The sequence below is a fragment of the Microbacterium sp. CPCC 204701 genome (assembly GCF_004010105.1).
In the GTDB taxonomy this organism is placed as follows: domain Bacteria; phylum Actinomycetota; class Actinomycetes; order Actinomycetales; family Microbacteriaceae; genus Microbacterium.
Genome location: NZ_RRYE01000599.1, coordinates 1 through 1,211, shown reverse-complemented (window position 1 = coordinate 1,211; position 1,211 = coordinate 1). Strand labels below are relative to the sequence as shown.

General features: G+C 69.3%; 1 protein-coding gene. It reads left to right on the top strand.

Features of this window, described 5'->3' with window-relative positions; translation table 11 throughout:
- Positions 1–1,211 (top strand): glycoside hydrolase family 2 TIM barrel-domain containing protein (locus EIO58_RS18210; protein ID WP_127820586.1); only part of this gene is annotated, 1,211 nt, incomplete at both ends.

Sequence of the window (1,211 nt, the reverse complement as noted above, 5' to 3'; positions counted from 1 at the left end):
GGAGTTCCTCCGGCTGTGCGACGAGTACGGGCTGTGGGTCGTCGTCGAGGTCGACCTCGAGACGCACGGATTCATCTACGAGGGCTGGGAGCACAACCCGCCAGCTCTGCCGGAGTGGCGGGAGGCGATCATGGATCGCCTGCGCCGCACGGTCGAGCGCGACAAGAACCGGCCGAGCGTCGTGGTGTGGTCGCTCGCGAACGAGAGCATGACCGGCGACGGGTTCGGCGAGATGCGACGATGGCTAGACGAGCGCGATCCGTCGCGCGCCGTGCTGTACGAGCGTGACCCGAGCTACCGTGACTCGGACTTCTACTCGCTGATGTATCCGTCGCTCGAGCTGCTCGAGCTGATCGGTCGCCACGAGGAGCCGCGCGGCGGGCGCCTGAGCATGCACGGCATGATCTTCGACGAGCCTGGGGTCGTGACCCCGCTGCCCGACGGCGTCACGGAGGCCGACGAGGAGCGCCGGCGCGAGCTGCCGTTCCTGCTCGTAGAGTATGCGCACGCGATGGGCAACGGGCCGGGTTCGCTGCAGGACTATTGGCGCATCATCAACGCGCACGACCGCCTGTGCGGGGCCTTCGTGTGGGAATGGATCGACCACGGGTTCGCCGCGACGACCCAGGACGGCATTCCGTTCACGATGCACGGTGACGACGTGGACTACGAGCCGCGCGGTGGGCGCTTCAGCCTCCATGGGCTCGTCTTCAGCGACCGTACTCCGACGCCCGGGCTGATCGAGCTGACGAAGGCGCATGAGCCGATCTCGATCGAGATGCGCGATGCGGACGCCATATACATAGTGAACAACCGACACTATGTACCCACCGCAGATTTGGCGTTCCGCTGGAGCCTCGAGGTCGACGGCGAGGTCGTCGAGCGCGGGGTTCTGCCCGTGCCCGAACTGGCGGCCGGTGCGTCGATCGAGGTGGCGATTCCGGGTGCCGTGACCGCCGCGTCCGGACAGCCCGATGCCGTCCTCACCGTCCAGGCGGCGCTGGCTGCCGACACGCTCTGGGCTCCGGCGGGCCACATCGTCGCATGGGGCCAGCGGGTGCTTCCGGGGGGCGATGCGGATGCCGCAGCCGGAGCCGGCGTCGCGTCAAGGCAGGGAGCCACGCAGGCGGACGTCGCCGACGAGGCGGCGGCCGTCGGCTCCGGTGAGGCTGCGCGGAACGGGCGCGGCACCGCCGGGGCGACCGTGTCAC